General features: G+C 46.6%; 16 protein-coding genes and 10 pseudogenes. 19 read left to right on the plus strand and 7 right to left on the minus strand.

All coding sequences use genetic code 11. The features are described 5' to 3' along the window. The first annotated feature begins 345 nt into the window (after positions 1-345). Positions 346-637: pseudogene (locus F8561_RS24360) on the plus strand (YciI family protein). 13 nt (positions 638-650) lie between these two features. Here the strand turns inward: F8561_RS24360 and F8561_RS24625 are convergent. After that, positions 651-750 (minus strand): annotated as a pseudogene (locus F8561_RS24625) (DUF933 domain-containing protein); the annotation flags it as partial. Between the two features lie 269 nt (positions 751-1,019). Between F8561_RS24625 and F8561_RS24630 the strand changes: the two are divergent. From F8561_RS24630 to F8561_RS10135, 3 genes are all read left to right on the plus strand, one after another. After that, the gene (locus F8561_RS24630; protein WP_074164844.1) at positions 1,020-1,310 is read left to right on the plus strand and encodes a hypothetical protein; all 291 of its coding nucleotides are present in this window, start codon (positions 1,020-1,022) and stop codon (positions 1,308-1,310) included. Between the two features lie 24 nt (positions 1,311-1,334). Beyond that, positions 1,335-1,598 (plus strand): RHS repeat domain-containing protein, encoded by a 264-nt coding sequence (locus tag F8561_RS24635; protein WP_020882325.1) that lies wholly within the window; start codon positions 1,335-1,337, stop codon positions 1,596-1,598. Between the two features lie 430 nt (positions 1,599-2,028). Continuing rightward, positions 2,029-2,775, plus strand: a complete 747-nt coding sequence (locus F8561_RS10135; protein ID WP_151887399.1) for a macro domain-containing protein — start codon at positions 2,029-2,031, stop codon at positions 2,773-2,775. A 511-nt stretch (positions 2,776-3,286) separates the two neighbouring features. Here the strand turns inward: F8561_RS10135 and F8561_RS24640 are convergent. After that, positions 3,287-3,391, minus strand: a pseudogene (locus F8561_RS24640) (hypothetical protein); the annotation flags it as partial. Between the two features lie 111 nt (positions 3,392-3,502). On the opposite strand from F8561_RS24640, the pseudogene F8561_RS24645 reads away from it, so the two are divergent. The 8 genes and pseudogenes from F8561_RS24645 to F8561_RS10185 all read left to right on the plus strand — a co-directional run. Further along, positions 3,503-3,945: pseudogene (locus F8561_RS24645) on the plus strand (RHS repeat-associated core domain-containing protein); the annotation flags it as partial. A gap of 350 nt (positions 3,946-4,295) precedes the next feature. Next, positions 4,296-4,652, plus strand: a complete 357-nt coding sequence (locus F8561_RS10155; RefSeq protein ID WP_020882329.1) for a hypothetical protein — start codon at positions 4,296-4,298, stop codon at positions 4,650-4,652. Between the two features lie 107 nt (positions 4,653-4,759). Beyond that, positions 4,760-5,566: pseudogene (locus tag F8561_RS10165) on the plus strand (RHS repeat domain-containing protein); the annotation flags it as partial. A gap of 369 nt (positions 5,567-5,935) precedes the next feature. Then, a complete protein-coding gene (locus F8561_RS10170) occupies positions 5,936-6,406 on the plus strand; it encodes an Imm26 family immunity protein (protein WP_020882331.1) in 471 nt (156 codons plus the stop codon). A gap of 165 nt (positions 6,407-6,571) precedes the next feature. Beyond that, a pseudogene (locus F8561_RS10175) lies at positions 6,572-6,988 on the plus strand (DUF6386 family protein). A 156-nt stretch (positions 6,989-7,144) separates the two neighbouring features. Next, positions 7,145-7,303, plus strand: coding sequence for a hypothetical protein (locus F8561_RS24200; RefSeq protein WP_192938256.1), 159 nt, complete (start codon positions 7,145-7,147; stop codon positions 7,301-7,303). Then, positions 7,275-7,631, plus strand: coding sequence for a hypothetical protein (locus F8561_RS10180; protein ID WP_007949666.1), 357 nt, complete (start codon positions 7,275-7,277; stop codon positions 7,629-7,631). Before F8561_RS24200 ends, F8561_RS10180 begins: the two co-directional genes overlap by 29 nt. A gap of 222 nt (positions 7,632-7,853) precedes the next feature. Next, on the plus strand, positions 7,854-8,147 hold the full coding sequence (locus F8561_RS10185) for a YciI family protein (protein WP_151887400.1): 294 nt from the start codon (positions 7,854-7,856) through the stop codon (positions 8,145-8,147). Between the two features lie 19 nt (positions 8,148-8,166). Here F8561_RS10185 and F8561_RS10190 read toward each other — a convergent pair. Beyond that, positions 8,167-8,250: pseudogene (locus F8561_RS10190) on the minus strand (DUF933 domain-containing protein); the annotation flags it as partial. On the opposite strand from F8561_RS10190, the pseudogene F8561_RS10195 reads away from it, so the two are divergent. The 3 genes and pseudogenes from F8561_RS10195 to comJ form a co-directional block, all read left to right on the plus strand. Further along, positions 8,246-9,187, plus strand: a pseudogene (locus tag F8561_RS10195) (RHS repeat-associated core domain-containing protein); the annotation flags it as partial. The pseudogenes F8561_RS10190 and F8561_RS10195 sit on opposite strands and share 5 nt — an antisense overlap. Continuing rightward, on the plus strand, positions 9,184-9,615 hold the full coding sequence (locus F8561_RS10200; protein ID WP_149376399.1) for an immunity 26/phosphotriesterase HocA family protein: 432 nt from the start codon (positions 9,184-9,186) through the stop codon (positions 9,613-9,615). The pseudogene F8561_RS10195 and the gene F8561_RS10200, both read left to right, overlap by 4 nt. Before the next feature lie 141 nt (positions 9,616-9,756). Beyond that, positions 9,757-10,239 carry a competence protein ComJ gene (gene comJ, locus F8561_RS10205; RefSeq protein ID WP_151887401.1) on the plus strand — a complete coding sequence of 161 codons (483 nt, stop codon included), beginning with the start codon at positions 9,757-9,759 and terminating at the stop codon, positions 10,237-10,239. A gap of 75 nt (positions 10,240-10,314) precedes the next feature. Here comJ and F8561_RS10210 read toward each other — a convergent pair. Then, a pseudogene (locus tag F8561_RS10210) lies at positions 10,315-10,737 on the minus strand (DUF933 domain-containing protein); the annotation flags it as partial. Here F8561_RS10210 and F8561_RS24375 point away from each other — a divergent pair. Then, positions 10,727-11,477 (plus strand): annotated as a pseudogene (locus F8561_RS24375) (RHS repeat domain-containing protein); the annotation flags it as partial. The pseudogenes F8561_RS10210 and F8561_RS24375 sit on opposite strands and share 11 nt — an antisense overlap. A gap of 416 nt (positions 11,478-11,893) precedes the next feature. Continuing rightward, positions 11,894-12,367: a hypothetical protein gene (locus F8561_RS10220; protein WP_151887402.1), complete on the plus strand. Its 474-nt coding sequence runs from the start codon at positions 11,894-11,896 to the stop codon at positions 12,365-12,367. Positions 12,368-12,423: 56 nt separating this feature from the next. Here the strand turns inward: F8561_RS10220 and ychF are convergent, their stop codons facing one another. Both ychF and pth read right to left on the minus strand, forming a co-directional pair. Continuing rightward, on the minus strand, positions 12,424-13,518 hold the full coding sequence (gene ychF / locus F8561_RS10225) for a redox-regulated ATPase YchF (protein ID WP_014170508.1): 1,095 nt from the start codon (positions 13,516-13,518) through the stop codon (positions 12,424-12,426). A 126-nt stretch (positions 13,519-13,644) separates the two neighbouring features. Continuing rightward, the gene (gene pth / locus F8561_RS10230; RefSeq protein WP_006175913.1) at positions 13,645-14,229 is read right to left on the minus strand and encodes an aminoacyl-tRNA hydrolase; all 585 of its coding nucleotides are present in this window, start codon (positions 14,227-14,229) and stop codon (positions 13,645-13,647) included. A gap of 274 nt (positions 14,230-14,503) precedes the next feature. Between pth and ychH the strand changes: the two genes are divergently transcribed. Both ychH and F8561_RS10240 read left to right on the plus strand, forming a co-directional pair. Next, positions 14,504-14,779, plus strand: a complete 276-nt coding sequence (gene ychH / locus F8561_RS10235; protein WP_014170506.1) for a stress-induced protein YchH — start codon at positions 14,504-14,506, stop codon at positions 14,777-14,779. 124 nt (positions 14,780-14,903) lie between these two features. Then, positions 14,904-15,962 (plus strand): MerR family transcriptional regulator, encoded by a 1,059-nt coding sequence (locus F8561_RS10240; protein WP_151887403.1) that lies wholly within the window; start codon positions 14,904-14,906, stop codon positions 15,960-15,962. On the opposite strand, the gene dauA is transcribed toward F8561_RS10240, so the two are convergent. Beyond that, the gene (gene dauA, locus F8561_RS10245; protein ID WP_108648185.1) at positions 15,948-17,627 is read right to left on the minus strand and encodes a C4-dicarboxylic acid transporter DauA; all 1,680 of its coding nucleotides are present in this window, start codon (positions 17,625-17,627) and stop codon (positions 15,948-15,950) included. The genes F8561_RS10240 and dauA overlap by 15 nt on opposite strands. Positions 17,628-17,713 lie beyond the last annotated feature (86 nt).

A 17,713-nucleotide genomic window follows, 5' to 3' on the forward strand; every position in this document is an offset into this window, starting at 1 on the left:
CACGTTAATTAGTCTTTGTATTAAATGAACAAAAGCCGTTACCAGCCGTTTTGACAAACTTCAATGCACTGTGTGACAAAGTATATTTGTCTGCACCTCCCCAAGGGACTTTTTTATTGCTTAACATTCACTCTTCCAAGGTAAGCCATCATTGTCTGTAGTTATGCGGTAAAAAAACGGCTGGCATGATTGGTTTTTCATATGATGCATAACGTATTTTCCCAATCCGGACCCGCGTATTAAGATTAAAATACACATAAACGTTATAACAATACCGGGTGGCAAAAGAGGAGCTGCATAAACAGTTCCAACAATCGGCGTAAAAACCTAACTGAGAGGCAAAGGATGAGCACGGTTTACATAGTTATTTTAACCTATATAAAACCACTCGAAGAGATTGACGCAGCGATACCTGCTCATGTTGAGTGGCTTAAAAAAGGATACGTAGAGGGGGGGCCTGACGTCCGGTAGACGGATCCCAAGAAACGGTGGTGTCATTCTCCCTAAGTGTGAGAGTCTTGCCTCTCATGAAGAGCGCTTATGCGAGGATCCTTTTCAGAGGTTAAAACTTGCGACTGCCGAAATCATTCCTTTTGAACCCAGTATGAAGACAGAACTCCTGGAAAATGTGTTTTGACCCCGTAAGGAAATCAAACGTTAAACAAGAGTTCATCACATCGCCATCTTTAACGATGTAATCTTTGCCTTCCGCACGCATCTTGCCTGCTTCTTCGCGCCTTGTTCACCTTGCTCTCAATAAGCTGTCGGTTTCAGATTTTAGCCGCGACGAACTTCACCATGAGACCAGCCGCACCCAGGGGCTGCTGACTACCCGCAGCGAGTACGACCGTCTTGGTCAACTGCATCGCCGGAACGTCTTTACCGGCAATGCCCAGCGTCCGGCACCGCGATGCGGGTATCGCCGCTGGGATTATGACTACCGTAATAACCTGATACCTGAATAGCGGGACGATAACCCGTTCAGCTGGTACCGCTGGCAGTACGACAGCGCCGAGCGTTTGCTTGTTCAGGACGGCACGCTGCCCGGCAAGGAGCAGTGGCGCTGGGATGCTGCCGGTAACTCGCTGGAAGATTCTGCTGAGAAGGTCACGCACAACAGCCTGACGCAGGTCAGCTTCCGCTACGATCCACTCGGTCGCCGCATCAGCAAAATGCGACGCCAGATGCTGGGCGGACAGCCAACCGGCAAGCCAGTCAGCACCCGGTTTGTCTGGGAAGGGTTCCGTCTGCTGCAGGAAGTGCACGGGGACGTGCCGCTGACATGTGTCTACAGCGATCAGGACAGCTAGGACCCGCTGGCGCGCATTGACGGCGTGGAAGCACCGGAGATCTTCTGTTTCCACTGTCAGCCGAACGGCACGCCGGAGCGGATGACGGATATCGAAGGGCAGGTGCGCTGGGAAGGGGTGAACAGCGTCTGGGGCAAGCTGCTGCGGGAAAGCGAGAAGCAGGTATCAGGATATTCCCAGAACCTGCGGATGCAGGGGCAATACCTGGACCGTGAGACAGGGCTACACTACAATCTGTTCCGGTATTACGACCCGGACTGCGGGCGGTTTACGCAGCAGGACACATAGGGCTAGTGGGAGGATAAACCTTTACCCGTAGGCGCCGAATGCGATTGGGTGGGGTTGACTTCTTACACATTGATTCATGATACAGCCGAAGAAGAGATGAAAGATATCACGAAGAGTGGTGTAATAAGACCTTCAACAGGAGATATACTTGTCCGCTTCGAGGATGGACAATACTTCATTAATATCATACCTGAAATGATTGGCGGACTAACACTTCAAAGATATTGATGCAATTGTGAAAATGTTACTAGGCCAATTAGAAGTTGATAGATATGGTAATGCAAGAAAATTAAAAGGAATAAGCCATTTTGCCGAAATAGCTGCTATTGGCTTAGATGGTAATTGAATCACGAGAAAATACACTTTTGATCTTGTATATAAAAGATTTTGATGATTCTAAAAGAATTGTTAAAAGAGGGAGGGATTGTAGTTGGAGAAAAAATATTTTAAAGGAAACGTTGATTTTATCTCTGGGCAAGGGTGCATTCTTAGTGAATTTATAGGAGATGTCGCGACACGTCAAATAAATATTGTTGATGGTGAGTATTATGCTTCTTCCTCTTTGTTAGATAAAAACGAACAAGTAGGTTTCCTGCTTTATGATGGTAAGAAAAGCGACTTAGACTTAAGTGACTCTGAAGAGATTTCAAATGAAGAATTTGAAAGTGTCTGGATGGATTCACTCGATTCATTTAAAGAAAAAAACCGAATAAAGTATTTATCCGGAGATGCTGTAAAGTGTTTGGACAAATCCACAGTTATTGCTCACATTGTAAATAACAAAGGCAAATGGGGGAAGGGATTTGTTTTGTCTCTTTCGAAAAAATATCCAGCTTCGAAGAAAAACTATCACAACAATTTTAAAGATAATGGCGTTCCAGAATTAGGTAAGGTAGATTTTGTTATGGTTGATGATCAAAAAAGGATATTTGTTGCTAATATGTTTGCACAGGATGGGATCAAGAAAAACAACAATGATAATAATCAATATGTATGCTATGAATTCTTAGATATTTGTCTCGCAAAATTGTCTGACTTTGCGTTGATGAATCGTCTTTCAGTACAAATGCCAAGAATAGGAGCTGGCCTTGGTGGTGGTGATTGGAGTATTATAGAGTCATTAATATTAAAAAATATTTGTTATAAGATGATTGATTGTACTGTATTGACTTTATAATTTTAAGTTAAATTTAGATACGGTTTTTTAGTAAGGCTTATTTGCTGCTCTAAAATAAATGCATTATTGACATAGGCAAGGACTTTAGTATGCAAATATCTATAATAAATACTATTGAAAAGGAAACGATTTACACGATAACAAGAACTATATCGAGGCTTTGAGCAATAACAACAAGTCCAGAAAGCGCTATCTTAGCTGAAGGGTGCATTGGAACTTGCCAACTGGATATTTGTATGCATGTACAGCCCTTACTTCGATCTCGCAGAGTATGATAAGGCGAAGAAATGGGGAGAGACCACATTACGCACACGTCGAACGAATATAGGCACTGCGCCATTGATCGACCTCGGTACGGTCCGTTACGAGTGGAATTATTCGAGGAAGCGAATAAATATTTTAACGATGCTTATGTTTATGGAAAACAGCGTGCTTTTCAGGATCTGCCTAAAAATACCTTAAGTTCTCTATGCGCAAGAGGGTATAAGATAGTTAACTTATAGAATTTACAATTTAAACAATAGGTTAACACTATGCCATCTTTAACGATGTAGTCTTTCCCTTCCGCACGAACCTCGTCTGCTTCTTTTGCACCTTGCTCTCGATTAGCGGTTAGTATACTCACGACGTACTCCACCGTGAGACCAGCCTTACGCAGGGCTGCTGACCATCCGTAGCGAGTAAGATTGGCTGACACAGCTGAATGGTATTCGCTGGCGTAAAGCTAACCGGTAAGCCCGTCACCACCCGGTTTGCTTGAGAGGGGTTCCGCCTGCTGCAGGAAGTGCGGGGAATGTGCCGTTGACCTATGTCTACAGCGATCAGGAGAGCTACGATCCGCTGGCGCGTATTGATGGCGTTGCTGACCTGAGATTTCCTGGTTCTACTGCCATCCTAACGGCATGCCGGAGCGAATGATGGATAGTGAAGGGCAGGTGCGCTGGAGAGGGGGAGACAACGCCTGGTGCAAGTTGCTGCGAAAAGGCGAGACGCAGATATCATGTTATTCCCAGGAGCTGAGTATGCAGGGGCAATACCTGTAACGTGAGACAGGACTGCACTACAATCTGTTCCGTTATTACGACCCGGACTGCGGGCGGTTTACTCAGTCGGACCCGATAGGGCTGGCGGGGGGGAAACCTTTACCAGTATGCACCGATGTGGATAGGTCATTATAGATTAAGTGTTTATGAAATTGGAAGCTATCCTTATTTGAGAGATATAGTTAATGATGGCCACACTGGACTTGATGCTCATTATTGGGTGCGAAATTTATTTTGAAAAAATATTTTTGAAGTTTATAATCTTAAACGCTGAAGAAACATATCGGCATTAATAAAAGTTTGGGAAGAGGTGTAGTTTGCATGGATTCTATAAAAAACAATTAACAACTAATTATCTGTAGGCAATTAACAACACTTTTCCGCATTGTTAATTTATACTAATTCACTAACAAATGCTAGTCTCATTGCAATGACATTTGTTTTTAATATGGCTTGCTCTTATATCGGTAAACACATATGGTAAAGCAGGATTTAATCGATCAGTTGGATAAAATTGAACAACTAGTGCACAAATCTTTACCTGCTGAATATAAGCGATTTATGGTTGAGAATGTTAGAGACACTGACTCTTATGAGATTAAAAGAGCGAATGGTGAACATTTATATGTATTCAATTGTTTCGATTTACTTGAAAGAAATATTACATACACAATTCAAGAGGTTGAACCTGAATTTTTATTGATTGGTCAAGATGGCGATCTAGGGTATTTCCTTAATTTGTGTAGAGGTACTGATGAGGTTTATTCTTTAGAACTTGGTGCGTTAGGAAGCTTGGATATGATTAAAGAAAGTAATACTATATTTATGTTATAAGAGTTTCTGATTCAATTATGGACTACTTGTTTAATATCAATAAAAATCAACGCCAAAGCGTGCATTTCTTTTGTTCAAAACAAATTAAACGTTAAACAAGAAGTTCAGCACTTCACCATCTGAACGATATAATCCTACCCTTCGGCAAGAACCTTGTCTGCTTCTTTTGCGCCTTGCTCTCGATTAGCGGTGAGTATACTCGCGACGTACTCCACCGTGAGATCAGCCGTACGCAAGGCTTCTGACCACCCGCAGCGAGTACGATCGCATGGGCCAACTGTATAGCCGGGACGTCTTTGTCGGCAATGCCCGTCGCCAGCGCCGCTGTCATGCAGCAGATAACCCGCTCGAAGATTCTGCTAAGTAGTAGGTCGTTAATAATTGTAAGACGCAACTGAATGGCATTCGCTGGCGTAAACGCGATACCAGATGCTGGATGGCAACTGGCAAGCTAGTCACTTCCTGGTTTGCCTGGGAAGGGTTCCCCCTGCTGCAGGTGGTGCATGGGGATGTGCGGCTCACCTATGTCTATAGCGATCAGGACAGCAACGATCCGCTGGTACGAATTGACGGCGTAGATACCCCGGAGATCTTCTGGTTCCATTGCCAGCCTAACGGCATGCCCGAGCGGACGTCGGATAGCGAAGTGCAGGTGCGCTGGGAAGGGGTTAACAGCGCGTGGGGAAAGCAGTTGCGGGAAGCTGAGACGCAGGTATCACGATTTTCTCAGAACCTGCACATGCAGGGGCAATACCTGGACTGTGAGACCGGGCTGCATACAATCTGTTCCGGTATTACGATCCGGACAGCGGGCGGTTTACGCAAAAGGGGCCGATATGGCTGGTGGGGCGATAAACCTTTACCCCTATGCGCCGAATGCGCTGGGGTGGGTGGATCCTGTTGGTTTAACCGTTTGCAAAAACGGATGCCCTAAACGATCAATGAGAAACATGTCTTTTGCTGAGTGGATTAAAAGAAAAAAGTGGAAATAATACCCATGTGTATTTAAGATATAAAGATGTCAGACCTATCTATGTAGGGATCACTAAGGATGTAGATATCCGTGCTGTACAGCTTGGTGGCTTGGTGAAATGTTCGATAAAATAGTTAGAATTACTGAAGAACTGTTAAATTGCGGTCATGCGTGGATCAGAGAACCAGAAATTATTCACAATAATCCCCACTTTTAAAATTCTATCAATAGCATAAGTCCGACAAGAAAGTTATACTCGGATGCTATTATGTGTGGCGGAAATTGGCTTAAATAATAGGGTTAATGGAAAATGGTCGATAGACTTACTATAGTGCCAGCAAAAGAAAATCAAAAAAAATGGCCTAAAGAAGGCGATGTTTTTTACTTTCAGTTAAATGATGGTCGGTTAGGCTATGGCATGGTCTCTTTGGGTAAAATAGATGTCGGCCCGTTCAAGAATGCCATAGTTATATATATATATAACTATTTTACATCTTCGCTTCAAGAAGATGCTGTATTGGCAAAAGATAATTTGCTGCTGTCGCCAATTATTACTGATAATTCATGTTGGAAAAACGGTTATTTCGTAACGTTTAAAACTATCGACATGCGTGAAGTGGATGTCTTACCTCAACATTATTTTAAAAACCCTGTTAGAAATAAAATATATGATCATCATGGCGTGGAAGTAGACTCGCCGATTGAGAATATACTAATAGGTGAAGAGTCGATTCAATTCTATAAAAGCGTTGTAAAATCTATAGAAAGTATAATTAACTAATATGCAGGTCGGTGAGTAGTTTGTGTTTTTCGGTCTTTTATTTTTACCGCAGCATGTTATGATGATTAGCTTATAAAAAACATATTGTTATATTTTTGAGTGCCAGGTGGGCTTATACCTATTTTTAACCTAATCCCTTCATTTATTACTTGATAATTTATAACTATAGAAACCGATACTGCCGTATTAGTTATTTATGATTTGATGCTATTAAAGCATAGAATTAATGAGGATGTAGATTGGTGCAGTCTACCAAAAGATGAAGAAATAAAAATGCAATATGTTATCTCCAATCTTGGTGGTGACGGAACCTATAATGTCAATATTAGATACGATGTTGGTGAGTATACAGTTGCATAATTCTTAAGCGTATCTTCTGGGAAAGTTTTCATCGGGGAGGGGGAGAATGTTACGGGCGGCGCCCTTGATCCTGATGACTCCGAAGCTATGTCAGATGAGTTTATTACTTTAGAACCTGGTAATTATGAAGTTAAATATACAAAACAAGGCGCGGATGTTCTCATTTTCTTTACAAAAGCAGCGTTTACTGAAAATGCATTAGAAGAGGGTATTTATCTCTAAATACTGATAAATCACCGGCTATTAAATGGGTAGAATGGAGAACTGAATAAACTAAATATAAAAGTATTTGAGTCTGCTGATAATGAATGGGCTAAATTTGTAATTCAGGGTAGAGCCAATACACTTGCACATAGTTATGATGCTGTAAGTGAGCCAATGTTAGCAAACCCTGGTGCTGTAAAAAAAGGAGGAAAGGCTAAGCCCATAGGTTCACAGCTTGCTATTTTCTTAAATAAAGCTGCAACCGTGTTTGATCGTTACAAAGTAAAAAAAGGTGTAAAGGGCAATGAATATTATCGATGGTATCCAATTTAATGATTCAAATGAAAGTGTTGTTTTTAATTACTATAGTTGGATTGAGTTAATTAAAGCGATCATTGTTAAATATGCGAATGAAACAGAGAGTGAGGCTGAACGAATAGTATTAGCCTCTCCACTTGTTCGTTTTACGGAAAATGATTACATGTCTATTGCTTTGCGCTGTCATGAAAGTGAATATCATTGGGCAATGTTAATTGCTTATGGTGATCAATATTGGACAACAGGAGTTTCTCCAAATGAACCTGACGGATACTTCGAGTGGGAAAAGGAATACAAGGAAAAAAATAAACTGGCAGAAGAAAACTTTATTTTTAGTGATTAAGTGAAATAAAAAGCTTAAAAATAAAGAGCTTACCAGTTTGTATCGTATGTTATGGCATTATTATGGTGAAGCGTAAGATAATATCTCATAGTGATCCCTTTTAAGATTAAAATTTCCGCTAAAAATTATAACGTGATCTTATGGCATAAGAGGAACTGTTTCTTTAGGTCCAACGAACGACTTAATTATTACTTAGAGAAAAACCTAACGGAAAGGCAAAGGATGAGCACGGTTTACATAGTTATTTTGACCTTTATAAAACCACTCGAAGAGATTGACGCAGCGATACCTGCTCATGTTGAGTGGCTTAAAAAGGGATACGCAGAAGGAATTTTCCTGACGTCCGGTAGACGGATCCCAAGAAACGATGGTGTCATTCTTGCTAAGTGTGAGAGTCTTGCCTCTCTTGAAGAGCGCTTGCGCGAAGATCCTTTTCAGAGGTTAAAGCTTGCGACTGCTGATCTCATTCCTTTTGAACCCAGCATGAAAACAGAACTCCTGAAAAATGTATTTTGACCCTGCAATAAAAAATAAATCAAACGTTAAACAAGAAGTTCATCACATCGCCATCTTTAACAATGTAATCTTTCCCTTCCGCACGCATCTTGCCTGCTTCTTCGCGCCTTGTTCATCCTGCTCTCAATAAGCTGTCGGTCTCAGATTTTAGCCGCGACGAACTTCACCGTGAGATCAGCCGCACCCAAGGGTTGCTGACCACCTGTCCGTCTTAGCCGACTGCATCGCCGCTGGGATTACGACTACCGCAATAATCTGGTGCGGGAAGAGCATGACGATAACCCGTTCAGCTGGTACCGCTGGCAATACGACAGCGCCGGGCGTTTGCTGGTTCAGGACGGTACGCTGCCTGGGCAGGTGCGCAGGGAAGCGGTGAACAGCGCCGGGGCAAGCTGCTGTGGGAAAGCGAGACGCAGGTATCAGGATATTCTCAGAACCTGCGCATGCAGGGGCAATACCTGGACCGTGAGACAGGGCTACACTACAATCTGTTCCGGTATTACGACCCGGACTGCGGGCGGTTTACGCAGCAGGACCCGATAGGGTTAAATGGCGGGTTAAATCTTTACAGCTATGCTCCTAATCCTATAATCTGGACTGATCCTTTAGGTCTAACACCTTGTAAGGTTTTACCTTCTACACGTAGGGCTGGGGGGACAGGCAAACATTATGATCCTGTAAATGGACAAGGGTTGTATGTGCTACACGATGGAAAGAATATTATCTATGTAGGACGTGGGGATGCACCAACGCGTTTGAATAGCCATGCGAATACACCGGGTAAATCTCATTTGGAACAGCTGACCATATTTGATAATAATTTGACCAAAGCTGAAGCTAAATACTTGGAACAAAGAATTATGGATCTTAATGGTGGAGCTAAGCCAACGAATTCCTTAACAAATCTCCTCAATAAAATCAGATCGTATAGTCCTAATAACCCAAATGCTAGCACATATGATATTGCGGGTCATAGCAGTGATTGGGGTGGAAAAGTATTGAATGATGCGTTATCAATTCTGAAAGGTAATGGCTTATGAAAGTAAAATACAAAGAGGGTGACATCTTTGTCATTCCATTGAGCAATGGGAAATATGCGATTTGTCATATTGTTTTTGCTCCAAGCAAAAAATTTCAGCAAGCCATAGGGTTCTGCATATTATCAATCCAGCAGGCTGAAGAACTTATTGATGGCGGTTCATTAACACCGCTAAGTTTTGAAAAGTTTGGCAAAGAGACGAAAATTATCTTTACCGGCAACCAAAATATCAGCAAGGGCGTTTGGAAAATTATTGGTCACACTGATCTTACAGAAGAAAAAAAACAATTGAAAATATTTAATTATGCTGGTGGTTTATATAATGGAGAGGACGAAACCAGGCGGTTAACTGTTGCCGAATACCCTAATTACACAACAATGGGGGTATCAGGGTTTGAGCTTGTCGATAATATCCTGACCAATATTTGAGCATCAGGGGTAGGGTGCTTCCCCTGTCAGATTTCGTATTACCGCCACTCATTAACACCTTAAAAATATCACAGGTATTTTATTTTTGATGGCCTGACCTCACATTATTGGTAGAACGATAATAAAAATCGAGGTAGTGTAATGAATGATAAAAAAATACAAATAGTTGATCTACTGATTTCACATAGTCAAATAGTGTTACGATCCCGAGACTATGACGAAAAGCTGAGTCAGTGGGGAAAGGGTAATGTTTCTCAAGGTGCTGTTCTTCACAAGGATTATGTTATATTCGATCCATTACCAGAGGACGCGTTTGGAGCAAACGTCAATATCAAAATAGAGAATGCTTTCAAATTGGATGAAAATGCTCAGCGCTGTATTGTTGTACCATTTTTCATTACGGATAAACATAAGCTGCAAATCGCTTCTGCAACTGAGAAATTCGATTTAAATATAGATGTGAACGATAAAGTTTATTCACTTTTTTATGAGATTTGTGAAGGCGATGAAATTTACTATAATTTCACTCTTGTACCGGCAAAAGAAGCTGTTGCTGCTAAGTTTTTACTAGATGACCCTTGGGGAGGAATAAAAGACCATCCTCTCAAAGAAGGTGTTTTTTAAATTTAATACTATCTGGGAAATTTATCTCGGAATAAAAATCCGCGCCTAAGCGTGGATTTTTTCATTCAAAACCAATCAAACGTTAAACAGGAAGTTCATCACATCGCCATCTTTAACGATGTAATCTTTCCCTTCCGCACGCATCTTGCCCGCTTCTTTCGCGCCTTGCTCACCTTTGTAGGTGATGAAGTCTTCAAACGCGATAGTCTGCGCACGAATGAAGCCTTTCTCGAAGTCGGTGTGGATCTTACCGGCTGCCTGAGGCGCAGTCGCACCGACAGGGATGGTCCACGCACGCACTTCTTTTACACCAGCGGTGAAGTAGGTTTGCAGGTTCAGCAGCTCATAGCCCGCGCGGATCACGCGGTTCAGGCCCGGCTCTTCCAGACCCTGCTCGGCCATGGACTCTTCACGGCCGGCGTCGTCCATTTCAGCGGTATCGGATTCAACCGCGGCGCAAACCGCTACCACTACAGAACCTTCATTGCTCGAAGGTTCTGCTGAGAAAGTCACGCACAACCGCTTGACGCAGCTGAACGGCATTCGCTGGCGTTATGACATCCACGGCCGCACCGTGGAGAAGGATAACGGCCAGACCCGCTGGCACTACCGCTACGACGGTAAACATCGCCTGACGGAGGTCATCAGCCAGCCGCGGGATCGCAACAAACCGCAGACGCAGGTCAGCTTCCGCTACGATCCGCTCGGGCGACGCATCAGCAAAACGCGACGCCAGATGCTGGGCGGACAGCCAACCGGCAAGCCGATCACCACCCGGTTTGTCTGGGAAGGGTTCCGTCTGCTGCAGGAAGTGCACGGAGACGTGCCACTGACCTGTGTCTACAGCGATCAGGACAGCTACGACCCGCTGGCGCGTATTGATGGCGTAGATGCCCCGGAGATCTTCTGGTTCCACTGCCAGCCGAACGGCACGCCGGAGCGGATGACGGATAGCGAAGGGCAGGTGCGCTGGGAAGGGGTGAACAGCGCCTGGGGCAAGCTACTGCTGCGGGAGAGCGAAACGCAGATATCAGGATATTCTCAGAACCTGCGGATGCAGGGGCAATACCTGTACCGTGAGACAGGGCTGCACTACAATCTGTTCCGGTATTATGACCCGGACTGCGGAAGATTTACGCAGCAGGACCCGATAGGGCTGGCGGGGGGGGATAAACCTTTACCAGTATGCGCCGAATGCGCTGGGGTGGGTGGATCCGTGGGGGTTGAAATGCAAGTCTACGGAAGATGGTCCGATTTTAGGTCCTCATGGAAGTTTAAAAAATGACTTACGCCCTGGACAATCACATCACTTAAATCAGGATGCTGCATTCCGTGACATTATTCCTACTAATAGTGGAGCAGCGATAAAATTAGAAGGTAATGCGTTCACTTAATCAGGTACTCCACATTATGAAGCTCATAAGTCTTTAGAACAGTTTTGGAATCAATTTAGGAAAGGCGGAGCTTCATACCGAGAAATGCCTTCCAATCTCCATTATACTCAGGCATTGAAGCATTCACTGGAGGCTGCTGGTTTACCAGCAAATCAGGTGAAAGAAGCAGTCAGATACAGTATTCAAAATCGAATGCAGCATGGTGCGCTTGGTGGTATGAACGTACCTGGGATCCCAGGAAGAATAAATCAGGTTAAATCATGAAAATATCCCCGTTAGCAATAGACAGGTTAACCAAAATTAATTGGTTTTTTAATCTTGGTGTGGCGACGACCCTCACTGGGGTTATCCAGGTTCAGTCTCTTAGCTTATTTATAAAAGGCTTGAATAGCGATGAATGGGAAAGTGCCACATTGGAAGCTGGCAATGAAATAACAGGTTATCTCGCAAAGAAACATACTTACAATTATCAATATTGGAACTCTTTGGTCAAAGAGGCTAAGAAAGTGGTGGAGAATGATATTATCCCAAAAATAATCTTCCCAGAGTCTGAGAAAAGCTCAATGATTGAGAACTTAAAATGGGATCTGGTGAATTACTTGCTTGAAGATACGTATGGTTCTTTACTACGAGAGCCGTTCTTTTTTGACGGATTGATTAATGTTTATGAAGCTGGTCATATGCCTTGTGGATGGTCAGGAACTTGGCCTGCGGGAAAACTAGTTATCTATTGATAGATTCGCAATAAAAAATCCACGCCAAAGCGTGGATTTTTTTCATTCAAAACAAATCAAACGTTAAACAGGAAGTTCATCACATCGCCATCTTTAACGATGTAATCTTTCCCTTCCGCACGCATCTTGCCTGCTTCTTTCGCGCCTTGCTCACCCTTGTAGGTGATGAAGTCTTCAAACGCGATAGTCTGCGCACGAATAAAGCCTTTCTCGAAGTCGGTGTGGATCTTACCGGCCGCCTGAGGCGCAGTCGCACCCACAGGGATGGTCCACGCGCGCACTTCTTTCACGCCAGCGGTGAAGTAGGTCTGCAGGTTCAGCAACTCATAGCCTGCGCGGATCACGCGGTTCAGGCCCGGCTCTTCCAGACCCAGCTCGGCCATGAATTCGTCACGGTCAGCGTCGTCCAGCTCTGCGATGTCGGATTCAACGGCAGCGCAAACCGCTACAACCACTGAACCTTCAGCCGCGGCGATTTCACGCACTTTGTCCAGGTACGGGTTGTTCTCGAAACCGTCTTCGTTAACGTTGGCGATGTACATAGTTGGCTTCAGAGTCAGGAAGCTCAGGTATTTGATCGCCGCCTTGTCTTCTTCTGTCAGGTTTTTCAGCGCGCGCAGCATGCCCGCGTTTTCCAGCTGTGGCAGACATTTTTCCAGCGCAGCCAGTTCTGCTTTCGCGTCTTTGTCGCCACCTTTGGCTTTCTTCTGCACGCGGTGAATAGCGCGTTCACAGGTGTCGAGGTCAGACAGTGCCAGCTCGGTGTTGATCACCTCGATGTCGTCAGCCGGGTCCACTTTGTTGTTAACGTGGATGATGTTGTCGTTCTCGAAGCAACGTACAACGTGACCAATTGCTTCCGTTTCACGGATGTTGGTCAGGAACTGGTTACCGAGGCCTTCGCCTTTGGATGCACCTTTCACCAGGCCCGCGATGTCCACGAACTCCATGGTGGTCGGCAGAATGCGCTGCGGCTTCACGATTTCCGCGAGCTGGTCCAGACGCGGATCGGGCATTGGCACAACGCCGGTGTTCGGTTCGATGGTACAGAACGGGAAGTTCGCCGCTTCAATACCTGCTTTGGTGAGCGCGTTGAACAGGGTGGATTTGCCCACGTTTGGCAGACCGACGATACCGCATTTGAATCCCATTTCTAAATCACCTTAATATCTTGATAATCAATCCGTTAACGATAACCGATTGATGAAAAGTAAATAACTACGCCTATTATACACGTAACCCGCACCACGCGCGGTAAAAAAGCCGTATCGGGCGGATTATTGCGCTTTGAAAGCGTGTAAGCGGTTTGTCGCTTTGGTTAGGCCATCCTGCAGCCAGATTTCAGTGCAGCGCACCGCTTCGTCGACCGCTTCGTCAATCAGTTTCTGCTCAGAAACCGGTGGCTTACCCAGTACGAAACCGACAACTTTGTTTTTATCGCCCGGATGGCCGATTCCCACGCGCAAACGATGGAAATTGGGGTTATTGCCCAGCTTGCTGATAATGTCTTTCAGACCATTGTGACCGCCATGACCACCGCCCAGTTTGAATTTTGCCACACCGGGGGGCAGGTCCAGCTCATCGTGGGCCACCAGAATTTCATCCGGGTTAATGCGATAAAACGTCGCCATGGCTGCAACAGCTTTGCCGCTCAGGTTCATAAAGGTGGTGGGCACCAGCAGACGGACATCTGCGCCAGCAAGATTGATACGTGAGGTATACCCGTAGAATTTTGGTTCTTCACGCAGGGGAGCACGTAACCGTTCGGCCAGCAGATCAACGTACCAGGCACCGGCATTGTGGCGGGTCGCCGCGTACTCTGCGCCTGGGTTCGCGAGGCCGACAATCAGTTTAATCGTCACGATTCAATTCCTAATGGGTTCCAGATCTGGCGCGTAGTTTACTGTCTGACGCGCCGCTTGACAAAATTCTGCTGCCCGAACCGCGAGATATGAATAATTACTTATCTGAACAATTAGAATTTCAAGCTGTTCAATGTCTTATTTGTAAACTTTTGTCTGGGAGTTATCTGTAAATGTGATCATTCACGCAACTCATAAAAGAGCCGTTGTCTATACTTTACACACAAGGATCAGGGGCTTTTCCCCTTACAACCCAAAGTTCCGGAGGTGACATATGAAACGCAAAAACGCTTCGATACTCGGTAATGTGCTGATGGGGTTGGGACTGTTTGTGATGGTCGCTGGCGTGGGTTATTCAATTTTAAACCAATTGCCGCAGCTTGACCTTCCGCAATACTTCGCGCATGGCGCGGTATTGAGTATTTTCCTTGGTGCAGTGCTATGGCTTGCCGGTGCACGCGTGAGTGGACATGAAGAAGTCTGCGACAAATACTGGTGGGTGCGCCATTACGATAAGCGCTGTCGCAGGGACCAGCACAAACACAGCTAACGTGCTACGGCGAAAGAACACCGAAACGGCTCCTCATGGAGTCGTTTTTTTTTGCATGAAAGGTTGACCCTCACGTAACGTAAGGCTTCAGAGTGGTGCCACTGGCAAAGTAAAAGGAGCAGTTATGTTGATTCAGGTGGGTGAACTCGCGAAACGTGCCGGGATCACCGTGCGAACATTGCATCACTATGAGCAAACAGGGTTGTTACTGCCTTCTGCCAGAAGTGCGGCAGGTTACCGGCTGTATAATCTGGCGGATGTACAACGTCTGCATATGATTCAGGTGCTGGCAAAAGCCGGGCTGGAACTTGCTGAAATCAGGGATTTTCTGAAACAGGAGTCGCTGTCGTTAACCGAATTACTCGATGCGCAAATCAGTTTGCTGGATAAGCAACTGCGTAGCATGCTGACGCTGCGCGAGAGGCTGGTGGAATTGCGTACCGGGCTTACCGACGATGCGGCACCCAATCTGGAATCCTGGCTACAGACTCTGGAGTTAATGAATATGTACGAACGCTGGTTTAGCAAAGAGGAGTTACAGCAGTTGCCGTTTGCCGTACAGAAGGAGGCACTTGCGGATATCTGGTCAGGTCTGGTTGCTGAGGCAAATAGCCTGCTGAAGCATAATATCGACGTTTCGGATCCCCGTGCCAGGGATCTGGCGGCGCGCTGGATGTCACGCCTGGAGCAGGATACAGCAGGTAAGCCGGAATTTCTCACCCGGCTGAACGAGATGCACAGCGTCGAGCCGCAGATGCGTGAGCAGACGGGTATTACGGCGGAAATGACTGACTATATTACGCGGGCGTTTGCCGAATCGAAGCTTGCCATCTGGGAAAAGTATCTCTCTGCAGAAGAGATGGCCTTTACCCGCGCGCACTATTTTGATCGCATGATGGAGTGGCCGCCACTGGTAGCGAAATTGCATCAGGCGCAGCGGGAAAACCTTGACCCGTCTTCCGATGAGGCGCAAATGCTCGCTGAACACTGGCGGGTATTGTTCCAGTCATACGCGGGAACGAATCCTGAAACCCAGCAAAAGTTTCGCGTTGCCATGCAGCAGGAGGCGCATCTGATGAAAGGGACATGGATGACGCCTGCCGTGCTTGCATGGCTCCAGCAGGCGATAGCCGTGATGATGCAGAGACGTTTCTCTGCATCAGGGCATTCACAGATCCGCTAACGCGGCTTCACGGTTGGGATAAAAGGCCAGGCGGCCAGGGATAGGCTGCACGCCCGCGCGCGCCATGGTGCGCAGCGGCTGGAATTCGAGATTACTCACCCGCAGTTCGCAGCCTTCCGGCAGACGCGAAACGAAGCGCTGGAAGGCATCCAGACCACCCGCATCCAGCACCGGCACGGCATCCCATTTCAGCACCACAATGCGTTTGCCCACGATACGGGTTTCCAGTTCGCTGAACAGACCTTCCGCGGCGGCAAAGAACAACGGGCCAATCACACGCAGCACCAGCACATCGTCAGGTACCTCTACGTTAACCGGGGAAAGGCGCGTCATCTGCGCTATACGGCGCATAAACAGCAGGGAGGCCAGCACGATCCCGACGCTGATGGCGATAACCATATCGAACAGCACGGTCAGCGACATACAAATCAGCATCACGATGATGTCGTCTTTCGGTGCGCGACGCAGCAGATTGACCACCTTATGTGCTTCGCTCATGTTCCACGCCACCATCAGCAGCAGGGCAGCCATGGCTGAAAGCGGCAGCCAGGAGAGCAGCGGAGCGAGGACCAGCAGGGCGAGGATCACCAGCACGGAGTGGATAACTGCCGATACCGGCGACGTCGCCCCGGCACGTACGTTTGCCGCAGAGCGGGCGATGGCCGCTGTTGCCGTAATACCGCCAAAGAACGGGGCGATGAGGTTGCCCAGACCCTGCCCAACCAGTTCGCTGTTGGCTTTATGCTTGGTGCCGGTCATGCCGTCCAGCACGACGGCACAGAGCAGGGATTCAATGGCCCCCAGCATCGCCATTGAGAAGGCCGCGGGCAGAAGGGCGCGCAGGGAGTCCCAGCTTAAGGTGAAGCTGGAACCCGGCATATCCCATGGCAGTACCAGTTGTGGTAACAGTTGAGGAATACCGCTTCCCTGTGAACCGTCAGCCAGAACATAGTGGAACTGAGATCCAATGGTCGCGACGTGCCCACCAAAGAGATTAACGATGGCCATCACCGCACAGCCCAGCAGCAGGGCGGGCAGGTGGCCAGGCAGACGAATGCCTAAACGAGGCCAGATAATCAGCGTGCCCAGGGTAACAATCCCGATGGCGGCATCGCCGGGGTTGGCGGTGGGGAGCGCCATAAACAGCGCCCCGACTTTTTGCAGGTAATGTTCAGGGACGTGGGCTATCTGCAGGCCGAGGAAGTCCTTGATCTGCATTGTCCCGATGGTAATGCCAATCCCGGAGGTGAACCCCAGCGTCACGGAAAGGGGGATGTATTCAATCAGCCGGCCAAAACGGGCCAGACCAAACAGGATCAAAAAGACGCCGGACATCAGGGTGGCGACCAGCAGGCCTGCCAGGCCAAACTGCTGAGAAACGGGATAGAGGATCACCACAAATGCGGCTGTCGGGCCGGAAACGCTGAAGCGAGACCCGCCCGTTAGCGCAATCACAATCCCGGCGACGGCCGCCGTGTAAAGCCCATACTGCGGTGCTACGCCGCTGCCAATTGCCAGTGCCATGGCGAGCGGAATGGCGATAATCCCGACGGTGATACCGGCAATAAGGTCACGCATAAAACGTGAAGCGGTGTATTTCTCTTTCCAGCAAGCGTCGATGAGGGCGCGAAAGGGAAGAACATGTGAGGAGGTTACGTGTTTCACAATTATCTCTCATCCGTGTGCGCATCATCTGTCATATGAATGGCAGGTGAAGGAGGCATTGATCATACAAATAAATATCAGAGACA

Origin of the sequence: Enterobacter sp. 198, assembly GCF_009025585.1 — a bacterium.
In the GTDB taxonomy this organism is placed as follows: domain Bacteria; phylum Pseudomonadota; class Gammaproteobacteria; order Enterobacterales; family Enterobacteriaceae; genus Enterobacter; species Enterobacter ludwigii.